Origin of the sequence: Streptomyces sp. NBC_00536, assembly GCF_036346295.1 — a bacterium.
Taxonomy (GTDB): Bacteria; Actinomycetota; Actinomycetes; order Streptomycetales; family Streptomycetaceae; genus Streptomyces.
Map to the genome: position 1 here is coordinate 753,808 of NZ_CP107819.1, position 19,146 is coordinate 772,953.

Annotated in this window: 12 protein-coding genes; 7 read left to right on the forward strand and 5 right to left on the reverse strand. The window is 70.3% G+C overall.

What is annotated here, in order from left to right:
- Nucleotides 1-32: 32 nt before the first annotated feature.
- From OHS33_RS03235 to OHS33_RS03245, 3 genes are read right to left on the reverse strand one after another with little or no spacing between them, the layout of a single operon-like run.
- A complete protein-coding gene (locus OHS33_RS03235; protein WP_330328848.1) occupies nt 33-863 on the reverse strand; it encodes a carbohydrate ABC transporter permease in 831 nt (276 codons plus the stop codon).
- A complete protein-coding gene (locus tag OHS33_RS03240) occupies nt 860-1,849 on the reverse strand; it encodes a carbohydrate ABC transporter permease (protein ID WP_443065200.1) in 990 nt (329 codons plus the stop codon). The genes OHS33_RS03235 and OHS33_RS03240 overlap by 4 nt, the downstream gene beginning before the upstream one ends.
- Nucleotides 1,842-3,134, reverse strand: coding sequence for an extracellular solute-binding protein (locus tag OHS33_RS03245; RefSeq protein ID WP_330328849.1), 1,293 nt, complete (start codon nt 3,132-3,134; stop codon nt 1,842-1,844). The genes OHS33_RS03240 and OHS33_RS03245 overlap by 8 nt, the downstream gene beginning before the upstream one ends.
- A gap of 229 nt (nt 3,135-3,363) precedes the next feature.
- On the opposite strand from OHS33_RS03245, the gene OHS33_RS03250 reads away from it, so the two are divergent.
- The 4 genes from OHS33_RS03250 to OHS33_RS03265 all read left to right on the forward strand — a co-directional run bounded on the left by OHS33_RS03250 (nt 3,364) and on the right by OHS33_RS03265 (nt 11,152).
- A complete protein-coding gene (locus OHS33_RS03250) occupies nt 3,364-4,377 on the forward strand; it encodes a LacI family DNA-binding transcriptional regulator (protein WP_330328850.1) in 1,014 nt (337 codons plus the stop codon).
- A gap of 51 nt (nt 4,378-4,428) precedes the next feature.
- Nucleotides 4,429-6,648 carry a glycoside hydrolase family 3 N-terminal domain-containing protein gene (locus OHS33_RS03255; protein WP_330328851.1) on the forward strand — a complete coding sequence of 740 codons (2,220 nt, stop codon included), beginning with the start codon at nt 4,429-4,431 and terminating at the stop codon, nt 6,646-6,648.
- Between the two features lie 5 nt (nt 6,649-6,653).
- Complete coding sequence (locus OHS33_RS03260; protein ID WP_330328852.1) at nt 6,654-8,180, forward strand: glycoside hydrolase family 43 protein; 1,527 nt, start codon at nt 6,654-6,656, stop codon at nt 8,178-8,180.
- A gap of 245 nt (nt 8,181-8,425) precedes the next feature.
- Nucleotides 8,426-11,152: a beta-L-arabinofuranosidase domain-containing protein gene (locus OHS33_RS03265; protein WP_443065201.1), complete on the forward strand. Its 2,727-nt coding sequence runs from the start codon at nt 8,426-8,428 to the stop codon at nt 11,150-11,152.
- A 30-nt stretch (nt 11,153-11,182) separates the two neighbouring features.
- Here the strand turns inward: OHS33_RS03265 and OHS33_RS03270 are convergent, their stop codons facing one another.
- Nucleotides 11,183-12,214 carry a LacI family DNA-binding transcriptional regulator gene (locus OHS33_RS03270; RefSeq protein WP_330328854.1) on the reverse strand — a complete coding sequence of 344 codons (1,032 nt, stop codon included), beginning with the start codon at nt 12,212-12,214 and terminating at the stop codon, nt 11,183-11,185.
- Nucleotides 12,215-12,497: 283 nt separating this feature from the next.
- Here OHS33_RS03270 and OHS33_RS03275 point away from each other — a divergent pair, with 283 nt between their 5' ends.
- The 3 genes from OHS33_RS03275 (at nt 12,498) to OHS33_RS03285 (ending at nt 16,580) form a co-directional block, all read left to right on the forward strand.
- Complete coding sequence (locus OHS33_RS03275) at nt 12,498-13,469, forward strand: glycoside hydrolase family 6 protein (RefSeq protein ID WP_330328855.1); 972 nt, start codon at nt 12,498-12,500, stop codon at nt 13,467-13,469.
- Between the two features lie 33 nt (nt 13,470-13,502).
- Entirely contained in the window at nt 13,503-14,792 is a 1,290-nt protein-coding gene (locus tag OHS33_RS03280) for a glycoside hydrolase family 6 protein (protein ID WP_330328856.1), read from the forward strand.
- Between the two features lie 345 nt (nt 14,793-15,137).
- Entirely contained in the window at nt 15,138-16,580 is a 1,443-nt protein-coding gene (locus OHS33_RS03285; protein WP_330328857.1) for an endo-1,4-beta-xylanase, read from the forward strand.
- 81 nt (nt 16,581-16,661) lie between these two features.
- Here OHS33_RS03285 and OHS33_RS03290 read toward each other — a convergent pair whose 3' ends face one another.
- Nucleotides 16,662-19,133, reverse strand: a complete 2,472-nt coding sequence (locus OHS33_RS03290; RefSeq protein WP_330328858.1) for a glycoside hydrolase family 9 protein — start codon at nt 19,131-19,133, stop codon at nt 16,662-16,664.
- Nucleotides 19,134-19,146: the final 13 nt, after the last annotated feature.

Genomic DNA, 19,146 nt, shown 5'->3' on the forward strand with positions numbered 1-19,146 from the left:
TCTCCTCGGGGGTGGAGGTCGCGCGGGGCGGGTCAGCCCTTGGTGGCGCCCGCGGTGAGGCCGCCGATCAACTGCCGCTCGGCGACGGCGTAGAACGCGAGGGCGGGAACCATGGCGAGCACGATGTAGGCGAGGACGAGCGCATAGTCGGTCGAGTACTGGCCCTGGAACTGCTGGACTCCGACCGGGATCGTCTGCCATTTCGGGTCGTTGAACACCAGCAGCGGCAGGAAGAAGTTGTTCCAGCTCGCGACGATCGCCAGCACCGACACCGTGCCGAGCGCCGGACGCGCCATCGGCAGCAGGATCTTCCAGAAGAAGCGGAACTTGCCGCAGCCGTCCATGACGGCCGCCTCCTCGACCTCCGCCGGGATGGTCCGGAAGAAGCCGCGCAGAATGATGATCGTCATGGGAAGCCCGAAGGCCGCCTGCGGGAGGATCACTCCGAGCGGGTTGTCGAGCAGGTCGAAGGTGCGCAGCAGCAGGAACAACGGCAGGACGGCCACGGCGAACGGGAACATCAGCCCGATCGTGAACAGCATGTAGAACAGTTCCCTGCCCCGGAAGGCGTAGCGGGCCAGCGCGAACGCCGCCATCGCGGAGGCCGCCACCGTGCAGCACGTCGTGCCGATCGCGATGCCCGCGCTGTTGGCGATCTGCCGCCAGAACGTTCCGTCGCCGAGGATGCCGGTGTAGTTGCCGGTCTTCCAGTGTTCGGGCAGCCCGAACGGGTTGGTCGTCAGCTCGCCGGTGCTCTTGAACCCGGAGATCACCGCGTAGAGCAGCGGCACGACGACGAACGCGCCGATCAGCCAGACCACGGCGTGCAACGACAGGCCTCGCGCCGTCCTACGGGCGTTCATCGGCCACCTCCCGAGGTGACGGCCCCGCTCAGGTCACGGCGGAGCACGTAGCGCTGATAGAAGAGGGAGAAGATCAGGCTGATCATGAACAGCACCACGCTGATCGCACTGGCATAGCCGACCTGGTAGCGCTTGAACCCGAACTGGAACATCGAGATCGCCATCGTCTCGGAAGAGTGGTTGGGCCCGCCCGCGGTCATGACCCAGACCAGGTCGAAGAGCTGGATGGCCCCGATGACCGAAAGGAAGGCGCTGATCCGGATCGTCGGGCCGAGCAGCGGCAGCGTCACGTGCCGGAAGCGCTGCCATGCGCCCGCGCCGTCGATGGAGGCGGCCTCCAGGATCTCGCCCGGGATGCTCTGCAGTCCGGCGAGGAAGAGCATCATGTGGAAGCCGAAGTACTTCCAGGTCATGACCACGAACAGGGTCGGCATGACGGTCGAGGGATCGGCGAGCCACTTCCCCCGCAGCCCCTCCAGGCCGAGGGCGCCGGCGAGATGGTCGGCCATGCCGGCGCCGGGAAGGAAGATCATCGTGAAGAGGACCGCCGTGACCACCTCGGACAGGATGTACGGCGCGAAGAACAGCATCCGGTAGACGGCCCGGCCGCGCAGCCGCTGGTTGAGCAGGACCGCGGTGAACAGCGCGAACGGCAACTGCACCGTGATCGACAGGGCGATCAGGTACAGCCCGCGCTCCAGATCGCCGAGGAAGACCTGATCGCGGAAGAGCGTGGCGTAGTTCTCGAAGCCGATGAAGCCGTCCAGGGGGCCGATCCCGCCCCACTTGAAGAAGCCGGTGTAGACGGCGACGGCGATCGGGGCGAGGACGAAGACGAGGAAGAGGACCAGAGCCGGGACGAGGAACCAGGCGACCGACGCCCAGCTTCCCAGCCCGCGCAGGAGCGACCGTGCCGGGGCGGGCGGGCCCACCGGCAGGGCGTCCGGCGTCCGCTCCTTGGTCAGCGTGGACACGGAGCTAGGCACCCTTCGCAGCCTCGGTGATCGACTTGGTGACCTGCTCGGGCGTCTTCTTGCCCGCGATGAGGTCGGCGACGCTGTCGTTGACCTCCTGGCCGACCGCGGGCGGGTAGGCCTGGTCGAGGTACAGCTGGAAACCCGTCGCCTTGACCAGGCTGTCGGCCACCACCTTCCGGTTGGCGTCGGTGAGTTGGCCCTCCGCACCCTTGACCACGGGCAGATAGCCGTTGGAGGCCAGCAGCTTGGACTCGTTCTCCAGAACGAAGAACTTCAGGAAGTCCAGGGCCTCCTTCGGGGCGCCCTTGCGCAGCGCGAAGGCGCCGCCGCCGCCCAACACCTCGGTGGCCCGGCCGACTTCGCCGTCGACCGTCGGGAAGGGGAAGAACCCCAGGTCCGCCGCGAGGTCCGCGCCCGCGTCCTTCTGCACCGACGGTGCCCACTGCCCCATCAGCTCCATGGCGGCCTTGCCGTTGCCCATGGTCGCGGCCTGGCCGCCGGGGGTGGAGTAGCCCGCGCCGAGGAAGCCCGTCTGGAAGGGCTGGAGGTCGACCAGCTCCTTGAGGTGGGTGCCCGCCTTGACGAAGCCCGCGCCGGTGAAGTCCTTGGTGGTCGCGGCCTGTTGCAGCGCGGGGAGGCCTGCGACGCGCATCGCGAGGTAGGCCCAGTAGTAGTGGCCCGGCCATTTCTCCTTGCCCGCGAGGGCGATCGGAGTGACGCCCGCGGCCTTGAGCTTCTTGACGTCTTCGAGGAACTCGGCCCAGGTGGCCGGCGGAGCGGTGATCCCGGCCTGGGCGAAGAGCTTCTTGTTGTACCAGAAGCCGACCATGCCGACGTCGTAGGGCACCCCGTAGGTCCGGCCCTCGAACTGATAGGCCTGCAACGAGACCGGGGTCAGGTCGGACGACCAGCCGAACGCCTCGGTGAGGTCCTCCACCAGCCCCGCGTCGACCTGCTGCCGCAGCACACCGCCGCCCCAGGTCTGGAAGACGTCGGGGAGCCTGCCCGAGGAAGTGGTGGCCGTCAGCTTGGACTTGAACGCCTCGTTCTCCAACGAGGTCGTCTTGATCGTGATGTTCGGGTGAGCGGTCGTGAACGCCGAGGAGATCTGCGGGAACAGGGACTTGCCCGGCTCGGTCGTGGCGATGTTCCACCATGCGAAGGTCACCTTGCCGTCGGCCGCCGGCCCCGAGCCGGAGCCCCCGCCGCCGCAGGCCGCGGTGAGTGAGACGGACAGAGCGGTCAGGCCCGAGAGCGCGAGGAAGCTTCGTCGACTCGGGGGTGTGCTGGCCATGGGACCTCCGGGGTAGGGGACGCCGGTTCCTTCGAAAATGTTTCGTAACCTTCTCGAATTCGTGCTGCCACAAACTAGGAACATGGCGCGCACCGGTCAAGCCTTCTTACCGAATTCCCTTCAGCAGCAGCCCTCTTGGAGCTTGACAATCAGATCGCACCGGCCGGAGACTCTTCGAAAGTTTGCGATACCTGTCGCTAACCCAAAGCGTCCGCGCGGAGGAGAGAAGTTGAGCGAGCAGCGCCCGACCCTGGCCGTCATCGCCGCTGAGGCAGGGGTCTCCCAGGCCACCGTGTCCAAGGTGGTCAACGGCCGCTCCGATGTCGCACCCGCGACACGCGAACGGATCGAGAGCCTGCTGCGCTCCCACAACTACCTCCACCCCGGCGCACAGGCCAGGGCCCGCAGGTCCGGCCTGGTCGACCTGATCATCGGCGGTCTGGACAGCGCGTGGGCAGTGGAGATACTGCGCGGCGTCGAGGCCGAGTGCGCCCGGCGGAGCGTCGGCACCGTCGTGTCGCTCGTCCCGCCGGGCGAGGCCACGCCTTCGAGCTGGGCCGCACTGCCGGTCCTGCACCACAGCGACGGCGTCATCCTCGTCACCGCCTCGGTCACCCGGGCCCAGCGCGCCCAGGTCGAACAGGCCGGGGTGGCACTCGTCGTCATCGACCCGATCGACCTGCCGGGCAACGGTGTGCCGAGCATCGGCGCGACCAACTGGGCGGGCGGCCTCGCCGCCACCGAGCACCTGCTGGAGCTGGGGCACCGCCGGATCGCCGCGATCGGCGGACGCAAGGAGATGCTCTGCAGCCAGGCCCGCATCGACGGGTACCGCGCCGCGCTGGAGCGTGCCGGGATCGAGGTCGACCGCGACCTGATCCGGTTCGGCGACTTCCAGCACGAGGGCGGGTTCCAGCGCGCCCGGGAACTGCTCGCCCTCCCCGAGCCGCCGACCGCCGTCTTCGCCGGCAGCGACCAGCAGGCCATGGGCGTCTACGAAGCCGCCCGGCAGGGCGGACTGAGCATCCCGCAGGACCTCAGCGTGGTCGGTTTCGACGACCTGCCGATGTGCGAATGGCTGTCCCCGCCGCTCACGACGGTGCGCCAGCCGCTGGAGGAGATGGGCCGGCTCGCCGCCCGTACGCTCTTCCAGCTCCTGGACGGCCAGCCCCTGGTCAGCCCCCGGATGGAGCTCTCGACAGAGCTCAAGGTCCGGCTCTCCACCGCCCCGCCCCGTCTTTAGGCCGTGTCGTCAAAGTTTAGGTCGTGTCGTCGAAGTCCCTAGGAGAACTCCTTGACCGAGCCCTGGCGTGACCCCCTCCTGACCGTGTCCGTACGAGTCGCCGATCTGCTGAAACGGATGACGCTGGAGGAGAAGGCGGGTCAGCTCGCCGGCTTCTGGGCGCTGCCCTCCGACCCGGGCGCACCGGTCGCGCCGATGGAGGACGATTCCGGCGAGTCCGCGCCCGGCCTCGACGACATCGTCGCCCACGGCCTCGGCCAGCTCACCCGGGTGTACGGCACCGCGCCGATCACCGCGGAAGCCGGGATGGAGCGGCTCGCCTCGCTCCAGCGGCAGGTGACCGGATCCGGCCGGTTCGGGATCCCGGCGGTCGCTCACGAGGAGTGCCTGACCGGGTTCATGACGTTCGGGGCGACCGTCTTCCCCGGGCCACTGGCCTGGGGCGCCTCCTTCGATCCCGGACTCGTGCGCCGGATGGCCGCCACCATCGGCGCGGGGATGCGGCGGGTCGGCGTTCACCAGGGGCTGGCTCCGGTGCTCGACGTGGTCCGCGACTACCGGTGGGGCAGGACCGAGGAGTGCATCGGCGAGGATCCCTATCTCGTCGGAGCGATCGGCACCGCCTATGTGCAGGGCTTGGAGGGCGCCGGGATCGTGGCGACGCTCAAGCACTTCGCCGGGTACTCGGCCTCGCGCGGCGGCCGGAACATGGCACCCGTCTCCTCGGGGCCGCGCGAGTTCGCCGACGTACTGGTCGAGCCCTTCGTACGGGCACTGCGCGAGGGGGGCGCCCGGTCGGTGATGAACAGTTACACCGACGTGGACGGCGTCCCGGTGGCCGCCGACGAACGGCTGCTGACCGGGCTGCTCAGGGGTGAGCTGGGGTTCACCGGTGTGGTCGTCGCCGACTACTACGCCGTCTCCTTCCTGGAGACCCGGCACGGTGTCACCGGATCGCGCGGCGCGGCCGGGGCGCTGGCGCTGACCGCCGGAATCGACGTCGAGCTGCCCACGGCCCGCTGCTACGCCGAGCCGCTGACCGCACTCGTGCGGGCGGGGAGCGTACCCGAGGAGCTCATCGACCGGGCCGCGGAACGGGTCCTGCTCCAGAAGGCCGAACTCGGCCTGCTCGACCCCGACTGGGAACCCGTCAAGCCCGAGCCGGTCGACCTCGACCCGCCGGAGAACCGGGCACTGGCCAGGCTCCTGGCCGAACGGTCCACCGTGCTGCTCGCCAACGACGGCATCCTGCCGCTGCGGCCGTGCCGGGTCGCGATCAGCGGGCCCTACGCCGACGACCCCCAGTCCTTCCTCGGCTGCTACTCCTTCCCCAACCACGTCGCGCTGCCCGGCGACCTCGGGCTGGAGATCCCGACGCTCGGCGAGGCGCTCACCGCTGCCGGGTTCACGGTCACCGCGGACCATCCGGACGTGAACGTGCTGGTGCTGGGAGACCGGGCCGGCATGTTCGGCCGGGGCACCTCCGGAGAGGGCTGCGACGCCGAGACCCTCGACCTGCCCGGCGACCAGGCCGCACTCGCCTCCGCCGTTCTGGACTCCGGGGTGCCGACCGTCCTGGTCCTCGTCTCCGGACGGCCCTACGCGCTCGGCACGCCGGCCGAGCGCGCATCGGCCGTGGTGCAGTCCTTCTTCCCCGGCGAGGAGGGCGGGACGGCGCTGGCCCGGATCATCAGCGGGGCCGCGGAACCGTCCGGACGGCTGCCCGTCTCCATCCCCCGCCAGGTCGGCGGCCAGCCCGGCACCTACCTGCACGCCGGGCTCGGCGGGCGCACCGACTGGAGCTCGGTGGACCCGACCCCGCTGTTCCCCTTCGGACACGGGCTGAGCTGGACCAGCTTCACCTGCTCGGAACTGTCGGTGGATCCCGTCGCCGCGACGGACGGGGCCGTCTCCGTTTCGGTCACCGTACGCAACGTCGGCGAGGTGGCCGGGACCGAGGTGGTCCAGCTGTACCTCTCGGACCCCGTCGCGTCCGTCGTCCGGCCCCAGCGGTGGCTCGCCGGATTCGCCAGGGTCGAACTGCGGCCGGGCGCGGCCGCCCGGATCACCTTCTCCGTCCATGCCGACCGGACCTCCTTCACCGGGCTCGACCTGCGCAGAAGAGTGGAGCCCGGGGAGATCGGCGTGGCCGTCGGACGGTCCAGCGGCGATCTTCCGCTCCGGGGCTCCTTCACTCTGGAAGGCCCCGTACGTCACCCGGCGGCCGACCGGGTGCTGTCCGTGCCCGTCGAGATCGCCCCGGTCCCATGACCGCGTTGTCCGGTGAAACCGTCTTCGGTGATCCCGTCTTCGGTGATCCCGTACTGCCCGGGTTCCGGCCCGACCCGTCCGTCTGCCGGGTGGGAGCGGACTACTACCTGGTGACGTCCAGCTTCGAATGGTTCCCGGGCCTTCCCGTGTTCCACAGCCGCGATCTCGTGAACTGGCGGCGCATCGGCTCCGCGCTCGACCGGGCGTCCCAGCTCGACCTCGACGGGTGCGAGCCCTCTCGGGGCCTGTTCGCACCGACGATCCGGCACCATGACGGGGTCTTCCACCTCGTCTGCACGCTGATGGACGGCCCCGGTCATTTCGTCGTCACGGCGACCGACCCGGCGGGGCCGTGGTCGGAGCCGCACTGGCTGGACGGCGAAGGCTTCGACCCGTCGCTGTTCTTCGACGACGGGCCGGAGGACGGGCCGGACGACGGCGACGGGGACGGCGACGGCGAGGGGGACGGCCGGGCCTGGTTCACCGCCGCACGCGTCGTGGACGAAGCCGCGGGCCGCACCGAGATCTGGATGCGCGAATACCTTCCCCGGGAACGACGGCTGACGGGACCCGAGCACGTCCTGTGGTCGGGAAGCCACCCCGGCGCCCGATGGTCGGAGGCCCCGCACCTCTACAGGACCGGCGGCAGCTATCTCCTGCTCACCGCCGAGGGCGGCACCGATGTGGACCACAGCGTGGTGGCCGCCCGCGCCGACCGCGTGACCGGCCCCTACGAGGGCGCCCCCGGCAACCCGGTGCTACCGCCCGCCAAGGGCCCGGTCACCTGCACCGGGCACGCCGACCTCGTCCGGACCCCGAACGGCGACTGGCGGGCCGTCCTCCTGGGCGTCCGCCCCGGCTCCGCCCTCGGCCGCGAGACCTTCCTCAGCCGGATCACCTGGGACGCAGGCTGGCCGGTCTTCTCCCCCGTCGTCCACACCGGCCTCCGCCGCCCCGTCCACGACGACTTCGCCACGCTCTCCGCTGACTGGAGCAGCCTGCGCACACCGCGGGAGCGGTTCTGGACCACCGGCGACGGGCTCCGCCTCCAGCTCCGCCCCGAACGCCTCGGCGAACGCACCACCCCGTCCCTCCTGGCCCGCCCGCAGGAACAGCCCGTCTGCGACGTCTCCACCGAACTGCACTTCACCCCCGCCGCGCCGGACGAACAGGCGGGCCTCGCCGTGGTCCTCGACGACGACACCCATCTCCTCTTCCTCCGCACCGCGGAAGGACTCAGCCTCCATCGCGGGGCCGAGGTCCTGGCCGGCGTTCCCGTCCCCCCGGGCCCCATTCGCCTGGGGGTCCGCATCCGCGGCTTCAGCCACACCTTCGCCCACGCGGCACCCGACGGCGCCTGGCAGGACCTGACCACCGTCGAAGCCACCTTCCTCACCCCGCTGTTCACCAGCATCCAGCTCGGCCTCTACGCCACCTCCAACGGCGTCCCCTCCACCAGCCAGGCCCATTTCACGTGGTTCGACATCACGTACCCGAGCCCGAGCCCACTGGATCCGCCGGACAGGCCCTGACGTCGCCGATTCCGCGACCAGGTGGCGGTCCGCGTCCGCCGCCTGCCGGCTCGCCCGGAGCAGCTGCGCGCGGTGCGCGGGCCGGCCTTGTCGGCGCCGCCCGTCGTAGGTATTGACACGTCAATTGTGAGCGCTAACACTCGTGCGCAGCAGACGGCCGCCCCCACCGACCCCGCGGCCGCCGGTCGAAGCCCGACAGCCCTTGTGCGCGGCACCCTCATCTCTCACGGACCATGGAGTTCGCCATGCCGGTTCCCCCCTTCAGCCGCCGCGCCATGATCAAGGCGACCGGTGTCGCGGCCGTGGCCGCGGCTGTCGGCCCCGTGTTCACCACCGGCTCCGCCGCGGCGCGGACGGCCCCGGTCAGGTCCGACGTCGGAGTGTCGGCGTTCCCGTTCGACCTGGGTCAGGTCCAGCTCACCAGCAGCCGCTGGCTCGACAACCAGAACCGCACCCTGGCCTATCTCCGCTTCATCGACGTCGACCGCCTGCTGTACAACTTCCGCGCCAACCACCGGCTCTCCACCAACGCCGCGACCCCGACCGGAGGATGGGACGACCCGGCGTTCCCCTTCCGCACCCACGTGCAGGGCCACTTCCTCACGGCATGGGCCCAGGCCTACGCCGCGGTCGGGGACACCACCTGCCGCGACAAGGCCGACCGCATGGTGGCCGAACTCGCCAAGTGCCAGGCCAACAACTCCACCGCGGGCTTCTCCGCCGGCTACCTGTCGGGCTTCCCCGAGGCCGACTTCACCAGCCTCGAAGCAGGCACGCTGACCAACGGCAACGTCCCGTACTACTGCGTCCACAAGACCATGGCCGGTCTGCTCGACGTGTGGCGCCTCGTCGGCAACACGCAGGCCCGCGACGTGCTCCTCGCGCTCGCCGGCTGGGTCGACCGGCGCACCGCCGCGCTCAGCCGGAGCACGATGCAGTCGTTGCTGGGCGTCGAGTTCGGCGGCATGAACGACGTACTGGCCGACCTCCACCAACAGACCGGCGACGCACGCTGGTTGACCACCGCCCAACGGTTCGACCACGCGGCGGTCTTCGACCCCCTCGCCGCGAACCAGGACCAACTGAACGGTCTGCACGCCAACACGCAGGTACCCAAGTGGATCGGAGCCGTCCGCGAGTACAAGGCCACCGGGACGACCCGCTACCGCGACATCGCCGCCAACGCGTGGACGATCTGCACCACCTCGCACACCTACGCCATCGGCGGCAACAGCCAGGCGGAACACTTCCGGGCCCCGAACGCCATCTCCGGGTTCCTCGTCACCGACACCTGCGAACTCTGCAACTCCTACAACATGCTCAAGCTGACCCGGGAACTGTGGCAGCTCGACCCCGACCGGGCGCCGTACTTCGACTTCTACGAGAAGGTGCTGCTCAACCACGTCATCGGCGCCCAGAACCCGGCCGACCCGCACGGGCACGTCACCTACTTCACGCCCCTCAACCCGGGCGGCCGCCGCGGGGTCGGCCCGGCGTGGGGCGGCGGCACCTGGAGCACCGACTACGGCACGTTCTGGTGCTGCCAGGGAACGGGCGTCGAGTCCCACACCAAGCTGATGGACTCCGTCTACTTCCACGACGGCAGCACCACCCTCACCGTGAACCTGTTCCTCCCCTCCGTCCTGAACTGGACCCGGCGAGGCATCACCATCACCCAGACCACCTCCTACCCGGCCGACGACACCACGACGCTCAAGGTCACCGGCAGCGTCGCCGGGACCTGGTCGATGCGCGTCCGCATCCCCGGCTGGACTTCGGGCGCCACCGTCAGCGTCAACGGCGTCCCTCAGAGCGTCACGGCCACCCCCGGCACCTACGCCACCCTCACCCGCTCCTGGGCCTCGGGCGACACCGTCACCGTGAAGCTCCCCATGCGCGTGGCACTCCAGGCCGCCATCGACAACCCCGCCGTCGCGGCGATCACCTACGGCCCCGCCATCCTCGCCGGCAACTACGGCAGCACCACACTGTCCTCCCTCCCGGCCCTGGACCCCTCTTCGATCACCCGGACCAGCAGCACCGCCCTCGCCTTCACGGCCACCGCCAACGGAACGAAGGTCGGCCTCGGCCCGTTCCACGACGCCCAGGGTTTCAACTACACCGTCTACTGGCGGACCGGCGGTCCCGGCTTCCGTCTCGTCAACGCGGCCAGCGGACTCGTCCTCGGCATCCGGGACATGTCCACCGCCGACGGGGGCCTCGCTCTGCAGTGGACCGACTCCGGCACCGCCGACCACGACTGGCTCCTCCTCGTCGACGGCACCGCACTGCGGCTGCGCAACCTCAACAGCGGCAAGGTCCTCGGCGTGCAGGACATGTCCACCGCCGACAACGCCCCGGTCCTCCAGTGGGCCGACACCGGCACCGCCGACCACCGGTGGACCGTCGTCGACACCGGCAACGGCTACCACAAGCTTCAAAACGTCCACACCGGCAAGCTGCTCGGCATCGAAGGCGGCTCCACCGCCAACGGCGCCGCAGCCGTACAGGTACCCGACACCGGCGCCCCCGCCGGCCAGTGGCAGTTCGTCCCCGACGGCGCCAGGCGCATCCAGAACGTCGCCAGCGGGCGGGTCCTCGGTGTGCGGGACATGTCCACCGCCGACGGCGGCCTCGCCATCCAGTGGGACGACAGCGGCACCGCCGACCATCTCTGGACGGCCGTCGTCGACACCGGCGGCCACCTGCGCCTGCGCAACTCCCACAGCGGCAAGGTCCTCGCCGTGGAGAACGGCGCCACCGCCAACGGCGCCCGGATCGCCCAGTGGGCGGACACCGGCGCCGCCGACCAGCGGTGGCGCCTGCGCCACGGCGGCGGCGACACCTTCCGGATCCAGTGCGCCAACAGCGGCCGCGTCCTCGGCGTCTCCGGCGCCTCCACCGCCCAGGGAGCACAGACCGTCCTCTGGGACGACAACGGCACCGACGACCACCTGTGGCGGTTCATCTGACCCTGCGACCCTGCCGCAAGCGCCCGCCGGTCAGGCGGGCGCAGGCAGACCGGGGGCGGACTCGCGCACGGTCAGGCGGGTCGGCAGGATCAACGGGCTGGGGCGGTGTCCTTCGATGGCACTGACCAGCATCCTGGCCATCTCCTGCCCCAGCGCCCGTACCGGCTGATGGACGGTGGTCAGCGGCGGGCTGGTGTGCCGGGCGCTCGCCAGGTCGTTGAAGCCGATCACCGCGACGTCCTCGGGCACCCGCAGCCCGCGTTCCCGCAAGGTGCGCAGAGCGCCGATGGCCATCGCGTCGGAGGCCGCGAACACCGCGTCGGGATCGGGGTGCGCCCGGAGCAGCCGCTCCATCGCCTTGGCGCCGCCCTCCTCGGTGAACTGCCCGGGCTCAACTCCGAGCAGCGGCAGGCCGGACAAGGTCAGACCGTCGGTGAACCCCTGTTCCCGCGCGACCGCGGCCCTGGCGTCCACCTGGCCGGTGATCATGACGGGCCGTCGGCGGCCCGTGCGCGCGAAGTGCTCGGCGGCCAGGCGGGCACCGCCCCGGTTGTCGGCGTCCACGTACCACGTGGGTTCCCCGATGAGCGGGAGTCCGCCGAAGACGACGGGGAGATCGACCTCCTCGCCCAGGCGGCCCAGCGGATCGTCCCCCCGCAGCGCCATCAGCATGACGCCGTCGGCCCGGCGGGAGCGCAGCAGCCGCTCGAACCTCTCCCGGCCGCGCGGGGTGTTGGCCAGCAGCAGGATCAGTTCCAGTTCGGTCTGCTCCAGCGCCTCGCTGACGCCGACGATGACCTCCGCGAAGAACGGGTCCGCGAACAGCCCCGGTTCGTCGCTGGAGACCGCCAGCACCACCGCTCCGACCCGGCGGTTCGCGAGGGCCTGCGCGGACGGATTGGGCACGAAATCCAGCTCGCGCACCGCCCGTTGGACCGCCTCCCGCTTGGCGCGGCTGACGTGCGGGGCGTTGTTGATCACCCGGGAGGCCGCCGTGCGCGACACGCCGGCGCGTGCGGCCACCTCGTCGAGAGTCGGCATGCGCTTGGGTGACGGCTCCATGGAAGAACTGCTCCTCGGGCTCACGCGGTCGGCGAACATCGAACATCGAACATCGGCCATGATTCCATCACCGCCCCGACTTCGGACCCGCATGCGGATGCCGCCCATGGTCTCGATCCGGTAGCGCTTCCAACCAATGACGCCATACCGGCCACGGCGGTAATCCTGTGTTCAACCACTTGACACACCCCGGCAACGACACCAATCATCCCATCAGCGCGACCCGACCCCACACCAAAACTGGAAGCGCTTCCACTTCCCCACCCCCACCGGAGGAAGAACCATGCGCAAGTCCGTCCGAGCCGCATCCGCCCTGCTGGCCGGTGCCCTCACCGCCGCTCTCGCCCTGATCAACGCCGGCCCGGCGTACGCCGCCGACCCGACCACCATGACCAGCGGCTTCTACGCCGACCCCGACAACTCCGCCCTGCGGTGGACCAATGCGAACCCCGGCGACGGGCGGTCGGCGGCGATCCGGACGTCCATCGCCAACACCCCGGCGGCCCGCTGGTTCGGCAACTGGAGCGGCGACATCGGCACTGCCACCGGCGCCTACGTCGGCCGCGCGGACTCCGCCGACAAGTTGCCGATCCTGGTCGCGTACAACATCCCCAACCGGGACATCTGCGCCGGTCAGTCCGGCGGCGGCGCCGGAAGCCGCGCGGCGTACGACGCCTGGATCGCCGCCTTCGCCAGTGGCATCGGCAGCCGCCCGGCCGTCGTCGTCCTCGAACCCGACGCGCTCGGCCACGAGAGCTGCATGACCGCTGCTCAGATCGCCGAGCGCAACGCCATGCTGAAGAACGCGATCGCCCAGTTCAATGCCAAGGCACCCAACACCTGGGTCTACCTCGACGCCGGGAACCCCGGCTGGATCGGCGCCTCGACCATGGCGCAGCAGCTCGCCGGCGCCGGGGTCGGCGGGGCCCGCGGCTTCGTACTGAACGTCTCCAACTACTTCACCAACGACCAGAACAGCTCCTACGGCAACGCGGTCAACTCCGCCTTGAGCTCCTACGGCTACACCAAGCCGTTCGTCGTCGACACCAGCCGCAACGGCAACGGTTCCAACGGCCAGTGGTGCAATCCCGCCGGCCGCCGGATCGGCACCCCCACCCAGCGCGGCGGCGGCGCCGAGATGCTGCTGTGGATCAAGATCCCCGGCGAGTCCGACGGCAACTGCGGCGTCGGGGCGGGCTCCTCGGCCGGACAGTTCCTGCCGGAGGTCGCCTACAAGATGATCTACGGCTACTGACCCGCCGCTTCCCTCCCTCACCGAAGGAACCCCGTGCGCATCCCCCCGCACCGATTACTCCTGGCAGCGAGCGTACTCACCCTGCTCCTCAGCGCCGTCGCCCCGGCCTCTGCCGAGGCGAGCTCCGCGCCGGCCTCCCACATGCTTCCCGCGAACACCCGCTTTTACGTCGACCCCGACGGCGACGCGGCCCACCAGGCCGTCACCGACCTCCTCCATCGAGACTTCGAGGGCGCCAAGTCCATGGCCGAGCTGGCCAGTTGGCCGGAGGCCGCCTGGTTCACCGACGGCACCCCGGAGCAGGTCGAATCCCGCGTGCGCGATCTGGTGCGCCGGGCCGAGCGAACCCGGACGGTTCCTGTCCTGGTGGCCTACGACATCCCGCTGCGCGATTGCTCCCAGTACTCCTCCGGCGGTGCGCGGTCGGACGCCGACTACCAGGCCTGGATCAGCGCTTTCGCCCGGGGGATCGGCCGCAGCAAGGCCGTCGTCGTCCTCGAACCGGACGGGCTGGCCAACCTCCCGTCCGACTGCGGGCCCGGCAGCGACCCCACCGGCGCGATCACCACGGGACGCTTCGCCGACCTCAACCACGCGATCGACGCCCTGGAGCGGCAGCCGAACAGCGTCGTCTACCTGGACGCCGGCAACAGCCACTGGCGCGGCGTCGGCGACGCCGCGGGGCGCCTCCTCCAGGCCGGTGTCACCCGCACCCAGGGCTTCTCGCTGAACGTCTCGAACCACCTGGCCACCGATCTGTCCACCCACTACGGCACCTGGGTCTCCCAGTGCCTGTGGTTCGCCACCAAGGGCCCTGACTGGGCCAAGGGGCACCCCGACTGGTGCCCGAGCCAGTACTACTCCCCCGCGGCACCGAACGACGGGCAGCCGGGAAACTCGGTGAACGTGGACGACCCGTCCACCTGGCACTGGACCGACCTGTGGTTCCAGCAGAACGTCGGCTCCCCGCCCGCACAGGAGCTCACCCACCTCGTCGTGGACACCAGCCGCGACGGCCGGGGCGCCTGGACCCCGCCTGCAGGCAAGTACAGCGGCGATCCGCAAACCTGGTGCAACGCTCCCGATCGGGGCATCGGCGCCCGGCCGACCGCGAACACCCGCGTCCCGCTCGTGGACGCCTACCTGTGGATCAAGACCGTCGGCCAGTCCGACGGCCAGTGCAACCGCAGCATCCCGGGCGGCACCATCGACCCGGAGTACGGCGTCGTGGATCCCGCGGCCGGTGTGTGGTGGCCGGAGCAGGCCAAGTCCCTCGTCCGCAACGCCGACCCGGCACTGGAGTTCAACACGACCCTGCGCTGACCGGAGATGCGAACGGCAGGAAATACCCGTTGCAGCGCGATCCTCATCGAAATATTTTCGATGAGGATCGCGCTATGAAAAGCGGCTATTTGGCTATTCGGAGGGGTTGAATTCTCGAAACCCTTTCGAAAGTCTTGACATGTTTCGGCGGTGTTTCCAGACTGAGGCCCGAGGCGATACCCCCCGTCTGTGTCCGGGTGTCGGGTGCCGGGTGCCGCGTGCCGGCCTTGGGTCTTCACACCCTGACCGGTGAGTGTCCTTCATCAATGGACGCGGGCGTCATTCACGCGGATTCGTCCTACCGCGCTCCCATCCTTCCGTGATTTCTGTCCTGGAGGCTCTTTCATGGGCTCGAATGCCATTCCCCCATCCACCGTCCGCCGGAAGATCGGAATTCTTCGTACGGCGCTGGTCGCCGGCGTCCTCGGTTCGGCCGCCATACTGGTGGCTCCACTCGCCTCACACGCCGCCGAGAGCACGCTCGGTGGCGCGGCGGCGCAGAGCGGCCGTTACTTCGGTACCGCCGTCGCCTCGGGCAGGCTGGGCGACTCGGCGTACACGGCGATCGCGGGCCGCGAGTTCAACATGGTGACGCCCGAGAACGAGATGAAGATCGACGCCACCGAACCCCAGCAGGGCCAGTTCAACTTCGCCGCCGGTGACCGCGTCTACAACTGGGCCGTGCAGAACGGCAAGCAGGTACGAGGCCACACTCTGGCCTGGTACTCCCAGCAGCCCGGCTGGATGCAGAACCTCGGCGGCAGCGCGCTGCGCCAGGCGATGACCAACCACATCAACGGCGTGATGGCCCACTACAAGGGCAAGATCGCCCAGTGGGACGTCGTGAACGAGGCCTTCGCCGACGGAAGTTCGGGAGCCCGGCGCGACTCCAACCTGCAGCGCACCGGCAACGACTGGATCGAGGTCGCCTTCCGCACCGCGCGCGCCGCCGACCCGGCCGCCAAGCTCTGCTACAACGACTACAACGTCGAGAACTGGACCTGGGCCAAGACCCAGGCCGTGTACTCCATGGTCCGGGACTTCAAGCAGCGCGGCGTGCCGATCGACTGCGTCGGCTTCCAGTCCCACTTCAACAACGACAGCCCGTACAACAGCAACTTCCGCACCACCCTGCAGAGTTTCGCCGCCCTCGGCGTCGACGTGGCCGTCACCGAACTCGACATCCAGGGCGCCTCGGCCACGACCTACGCCAACGTGACCAACGACTGCCTCGCCGTCACGCGCTGCCTCGGCATCACCGTCTGGGGTGTGCGCGACACCGACTCCTGGCGGTCGGAGCAATCGCCGCTGCTGTTCGACGGCAACGGCAACAAGAAGCCGGCCTACACCTCCGTGCTGGGCGCACTCAACGCCGGCTCCTCCACCCCCACTCCGACCCCCACGCCCGGTTCCGGTCAGATCAAGGGCGTCGGTTCGGGCCGCTGCCTGGACGTACCCGGTACCAGTACCACCGACGGCACCCAGCTCAACCTGTGGGACTGCAACAACCGCACGAACCAGCAGTGGTCGTACACGGCCGGAGGCGAACTCAAGGTCTACGGCGACAAGTGCCTGGACGCCGCCGGCACCGGCAACGGCGCCAAGGTCCAGATCTACAGCTGCTGGGGAGGCGACAACCAGAAGTGGCGCCTCAACTCCGACGGATCCATCGTCGGAGTCCAGTCCGGCCTCTGCCTGGACGCCGCCGGCACCGGCACCGCCAACGGCACCCTGATCCAGCTCTACTCCTGCTCGGGCGGCAGCAACCAGCGCTGGACCCGCACCTGACGACCTGCCACGGCGAAGGTCAGTGACAGGCCCGCGCCATGGAGTGGAGCCAGGATGATCCTGGCTCCACTCCGTCGCGGCTCACGAGCAGAGCGCACCGTTGAGCGTGTAGCGCGCCGGGATCGCGTTGGTGCCCGAATTCGTCGCCTGGAAGCCGAAGCCCACGCTGCCGCCCGGCGCCAGCGTCCCGTTCCATCCGGCGTCCCGGGCCGTGACCGTGCTGCCCGACTGGGTCACCGTGGCGTTCCAGCCGTTGCTGATCCGCTGATCACCCGTGAAGCTCCAGCCGAGGGTCCAGCCGGAGAGCGTCGAGGTTCCGGTGTTCCTCACGGTCACCGTCGCCGTGAAACCGTTGCCCCAGGCGTTGTCGATCCGGTACGCCACCGTGCAGGAGGCCGCCGACGCGTCGTCGTCGGCCTCCGTCGCCGTGAACGTCGCCGACTGCACGCCAGGACCACCGACCGTGAAGGTCGCGCTGCCCGACGACGCGTCGGCGTCCTGTGCGGCGAGGATCGAAACCTGTTGCGCCGTCGCCCAGTTGGCCGGGGTGAACACCAGGGTCGCGGTTGCCGACAGGTCCTCGTCGCCGGAGTTCCGGGCCACCGTCACCGTCACGTTCTGCGCGGGCGCGGCCGAGAGCCGCACGCCCACCGGCGCCGAGCCGCCCTCCGGGACCGTCACGGCCGCCGGTGCCACCTGGACCACGGGCGCCGCCGGGGCACCGCGCCGCTCAGCCGCGAAGGCCGCCAGCCAGGCCAGCGAGGCGTTCCAGTTGATGGCCACCTCGTTGGTGGAGTACGAGCCGATGTCGTCCACATAGCACGCCGCGGGTGCGCAGCCCGCGAGCTTCTCCTTGGCCACGGGGTCCTCCAGCCCGGCGTTCGGCCCTCCCGCGAAGGAACCGGCAGGCGGGTGCGGCAGCGAGGCGTCGTTCTGGTGCGCCCAGAACCGGTGGTGCTGGTTCTCGGAATAGCGGTCGCCGTAGCCGGTGACGTAGGAGAGGTCGAGCGCGTTGCGGCCGAGCAGGTAGTCCAGGGACTCCAACGCTCCGGCGCGGTAGCGCTGTTGCCCGGTGATCTCGTACGCGACGGCCAGCACCATCGCGTTGTTGGTGACGGAGCTGTTGGAGCCCCATACGTACCCGGTGGCGGGGAGCGGCACCGCGTAGCCCTGTCCGGCCATGGTGGACAGGTGACCATCGGCGGCGGTGGCCAGCAGGCCGCGCAGCCGGGTCACATCGTCGGCGGGCAGGGCAACGCCGGGGACGGTGGCGAGGGTGATGCGGCCGAGCGTCGCGGTGCCGCCCCACCAGAACGCGTCGACGGGCTTGGTGTGGTGCGGGGAGGAGGTGACGGCGTCCCGGTACTGCGACTCACCGGTGGTGGCGAGGAGTTCCGCCGCCGCCCAGTAGAACTCGTCGGAGACGTCGGCGTCCTCGTACGCACCGCCGCCGGTGTTGTCGCTCGCCAGCGCGAGCACGTTCGGGTTGGCCCTGGCGGCCGTCCAGGCGCGGCGGGCCGCGTCCAGGCAGCGCGCGGCGAACGGGGCGTCGTACGGCGCGTACACCCGGGCACACTGCGCGGCCGAGGCCGCCAGGTTCAGCGTCGCGGCGGTCGACGGCTTGTGCAACTCCCGCTGCTCAACATCGAGTTCGGGCCGCGTCGGTAGGGCGGTCCACTGGGCGTCGTGCATCTTGTGGAAGGCCATCCCGGCCATCGGCTTCCCGGCCGGGACCTGCATCCGCAGCAGGAACTCCAGTTCCCAGCGGGCCTCGTCCAGCACGTCCGGCGTCCCGTTGCCGCGCTCCGGCACCCGCAGCGTCGCGTCGCCGAGCGCCGCTTCGCCGTCCGAACGGCGGGCCCGTTCGAAGGAGTTGACCATCTCCCAGACGGAGATGCCGCCGTTGACCACGTACTTGCCCTGGTCGCCCGCGTCGTACCAGCCGCCGCGCACGTCCAGTTGGTAGTCGCACACCCCGGCCTGGCAGGGGACGCCGGTGTCGCCCTTGTTCGGGGCGACGCCCAGGTGCCCGGCGGGGCGGGCGTACGCGCTGCCGCCCACCAGCGCGGCGTCGATCGCGATGCCGCTGCGCTGCTGGTAGAAGAACGACATGCTGTCGGCGCGCAGTCCGTCGTACAGCGACGCGGAGATGTCGAAGGGATGGCTCGCCCGGCCGTCGACAACCAGGGTGAAGCCGGTGCCGGCGGCGGTGTACGCGCCGAAGTCCACCAGGTGCGTGGACTGGCCGGACGCCTGGTCGGCGCCGCGTACCGTGGTGGCGCCCGAGGCCACCACCGCGCCGGAGGCGTCGCGCAGTTGCCAGGCGAGCGGTGCGGTCGCGGAGCTGACCACGGTGGCCCGCTTGGGGCCGTCGGGCAGGTAGCCGAGCTGGTTGACCCGTACGGGCGTCTCGGCAGCGGCGGCCACGGTCGCGGCGGCCGCGACCGGAACGGTCAGGGCGGTCGCGGACAGGCCGCCGACCGCCAGCGCGAAGCCGGCGAGCACGGCGGCCGCGCGACGTGGCACGCCGCGGGCGGAGGTGACAGGAGGCACGGTGAAGCCTTCC